Raw genomic sequence first — 1,331 nt, 5'->3', positions numbered from 1 at the left:
TCGGCGACCACGCCGATCGCGGTACTGCGGCCGAAGGGCACGCGCACGCGGCAGCCGATCCAGCCGGGGTCGATCGCGGCGCGGGCGGGCGGGGCGTAGTCGAACAATCGCGGCAGCGGCACCGGCAGGGCCACGCGCAGGGCGTTCGAAGGGCGGTCGGCGGACATGCGCTCAGTGTAGCCAGCCGCTTGGCGCCGATCGGGGGCACTTGGCGGGCACTCCTCACCGGTCGCTGACGAATCGGCCGCAAGTTGCCGGTCCGCTTGGGATTTCCGGCTTATCCACACAGCCTGTGGATAAGTCGGTGGATGAAGTCCGGATGAAAGCCCCGCCGGGCCGCTGGCGCGGGGCCTGCGTGGATTGTGGCGAAAATTTGACCAAGGCTTCCGTGGCAATAAAATCAATGACTTACAAAGTCGCCCACTGGCAAATGTGACAGGTGTCCGCTAGCCCTGAGGCGCTTGGCGGGTGGCAGGCGGCGATTCTGCAGCCTGTGCACAAGTCAAGCCCCGTGGAAGCCAGAAGGCAGGCGGGAGAGCACCGACTGCGCGAAAGTCAAGCCGCGCGGCAGCGCGAATCCGGGCTTGCGAAAGCGCTGCGCGCCTCTGCCCTGCACGGGCCGTCGCGTCCGCAGCGGCTACACTCCGCGACCGCCTTGATTCCCCCGTAGCCGCCGATGCCTGATGCCGCCGCTGTCCGCTCATTTGCACTGCTGCGGGCGTGGCTGGCCTGTGAAGGCCTCGCGGAAACACCTGCCGACGACTTTGCAGACGGCTACGCCCGGCTGCAGGCGCTCGCCGCGCCGCGTGCCCACCCGACGCAGCTTGGGGATTCCTCCTGGCTGCGCCTGTGGTCCGCGCTCCCGGCGGGCGCGCGCGACCTGATCGTGCTGCGTGCGCTGGGTGGCCTGCCGCTGCAGCGCATCGCCGAGCTGCAAGGTCGGCCACTGGGCCGCATCGAACGCGAGTGGCTGCTGCTGGGCCGCCGCTTGTGCGCGCGCGACCCGTACTGGCCGGCTGCGGTGCAAAGTGCTTTTCTGGATGCGGCGCCCGAGCCGCCGCCGACGCGCCGTGGCCTGCGCATCGCGCTGGCCACGGCCGCGGTGATCTGCTTCGGCGCGGCCCTGTTCGCGCCCGAGCTGCATCGCGCGCTGCTGCTGGACCCAGCCCAGCAGCGCCTGCAGGCGCCGCCGATGGCACCGCCTCCAGTGGTGGAACAGGTGCCGCTGTCGGCGCCGGAGTTCGAGCTGTGGGCGGATGAAGTCGACTTCGCGACCCTGCATGCGCTCGACTTCCTGCTGTGGCGGCTGAGCGAGGGCGGCGGCGAGGTGG

At 70.3% G+C, this 1,331-nt stretch carries 2 protein-coding genes; one reads left to right on the top strand and one right to left on the bottom strand.

The window, feature by feature from the left end; all coding sequences use genetic code 11:
* The coding region (locus tag Q8S40_RS14665) for a hypothetical protein (RefSeq protein WP_305670957.1) at positions 1-167 on the bottom strand (167 nt) is incomplete at its 3' end.
* Between the two features lie 509 nt (positions 168-676).
* On the opposite strand from Q8S40_RS14665, the gene Q8S40_RS14660 reads away from it, so the two are divergent.
* On the top strand, positions 677-1,331 hold a 655-nt coding region (locus Q8S40_RS14660), incomplete at its 3' end, for a hypothetical protein (RefSeq protein WP_305670956.1).

The organism is Falsiroseomonas sp. (assembly GCF_030695085.1).
In the GTDB taxonomy this organism is placed as follows: domain Bacteria; phylum Pseudomonadota; class Alphaproteobacteria; order Acetobacterales; family Acetobacteraceae; genus Falsiroseomonas.
Note: the sequence above shows the minus strand (reverse complement) of the source record. Positions and strands in the feature narration are given on the sequence as shown.